The organism is Marinobacter sp. SS5-14b (assembly GCF_030541005.1).
In the GTDB taxonomy this organism is placed as follows: domain Bacteria; phylum Pseudomonadota; class Gammaproteobacteria; order Pseudomonadales; family Oleiphilaceae; genus Marinobacter.
Genome location: NZ_JASSVM010000034.1, coordinates 1 through 1,655 on the forward strand (window position 1 = coordinate 1; position 1,655 = coordinate 1,655).

A 1,655-nucleotide genomic window follows, 5' to 3' on the forward strand; every position below is an offset into this window, starting at 1 on the left:
CCCCCTCTGGCAGGATAGTTGGCACTACTTAATTTTTAACCAGTTGGGCGGTTCAGGTGTTGATAGTGCCTCGTTATTCCGAAGAACGTAAAGCCGCCGTGCTGGCGAAGTTGTCGCCGCCCCATAGTATGACCGTAGCCGCTTTGGCGCGGCAGGAAGGCATTTCGGATCAAACCCTTTACAATTGGCGGACACAAGCCAGAGAAGAGGGGCGTCCGGTGCCGGGTTCCAAAGCCAAGTCAGATCAGTGGTCAGCAGAAGCAAAGCTGGCAACCGTGATTGAGACAGCCGCACTGTCCGAAGAAGAACTCAGCCAGTACTGCCGGGAAAAAGGGCTTTACCCTGAGCAAGTCCGGCGCTGGAAAGAAGAATCCCTGCAAGGCTTCCAGCGCAGTGCCGAGCGGGAAAAACAACTTCGCAAAAAGAGTCAGTCAGACCAGAAGCAGATCAAGAAGCTTGAGCGTGAATTGCGCCACAAGGAAAAGGCTCTGGCCGAAACCGCTGCACTGCTGGTGCTGCGAAAAAAGCTGGATGCGCTCTGGGAAAACGACAACGAGGACGACTAACCTCGGTCCCTGAGCGCAGGGTAATGATCAACCTGATTCAGGAAGCCATGAGCGCCGGAGCCCGGCTGTTCAAGGCCTGTGGAGAAGCTGGCATTGGCTTGCGTACCTATCGCCGCTGGTTCCGCGAAGGCGAGGTACAGCCCGATAAACGCCCGGAAGCTGTGCGCCCCAGGCCGGCAAACAAACTCAGTGAAGCAGAGCGCCAGCAAATTCTGTCGACCTGTAATTCGGCTCGTTATGAAAGCCTGCCGCCGTCCCAAATCGTGCCATCGCTGATGGACGAGGGGCTGTACCTGGCCTCGGAGTCGTCGTTCTACCGGATACTCAAAGCCCACAACCAGTTGAACCATCGGGGACAAAGCCTTGCACCGCAGCGATCCCGGGAAGCGACCACGCATCATGCCTCCGGCCCGTGTGAGGTGTGGTGCTGGGACATTACCTACTGTGCTTCAACCGTGCGTGGGCAGTTCTATTACTTGTACATGTTTGAAGACGTATACAGCCGCAAGATCGTGGGTTACGAAGTCTACGAGACTGAGAGCGGCGACTACGCTGCCGGGCTGTTGCAACGTTGCCTGCTGCGAGAGCAGTGCCTCCACCGGCCTCTGGTGCTGCACTCGGACAACGGAGCCCCGATGAAGGCGCAGACGATGAAAGCAAAGCTGGAAGAACTGGGTGTCCTGCCGTCTTACAGCCGACCGCGGGTCAGCAACGACAACGCGTTCTCGGAGTCCCTGTTCCGGACTCTGAAATACCGCCCGGGATGGCCTTCATCGGGATTTAACAGCCTGGAGGAAGCCCGGCGCTGGGTCGACCGCTTCGTCAACTGGTACAACCATGAACACAAGCACAGCAAGCTGCGGTTCGTAACACCGCATGAGCGCCACAGTGGTGAGGACGCCGCTATCCTCGCCCAGCGTCAGCGGGTTCTGGAGCAGGCAAAAAAGAGAACTCCAGGCCGATGGGGCCGTCGCCCCATCAGGAATTGTGAGCCCGTCGGCTCAACCACGTTGAACCCGGAAAAACGAGTGGTAGAGAAAGACGTCGCTTAAACAGAGAAATCAGTGCCAACTGTCTTGAAAAACACCG

The 1,655-nt window shown here is 57.3% G+C and carries 1 protein-coding gene; it reads left to right on the forward strand.

The window, feature by feature from the left end; genetic code table 11:
* The first annotated feature begins 65 nt into the window (after positions 1 to 65).
* Positions 66 to 1,618, forward strand: a protein-coding gene (locus tag QPL95_RS18490) for an IS3 family transposase (RefSeq protein WP_303292373.1) whose coding sequence is annotated in 2 segments (ribosomal slippage) — positions 66 to 534 and positions 534 to 1,618 — 1,554 coding nt in all. Because the reading frame shifts where the segments join, the coding sequence is not laid out codon by codon here.
* The last annotated feature ends 37 nt before the right edge of the window (positions 1,619 to 1,655 follow it).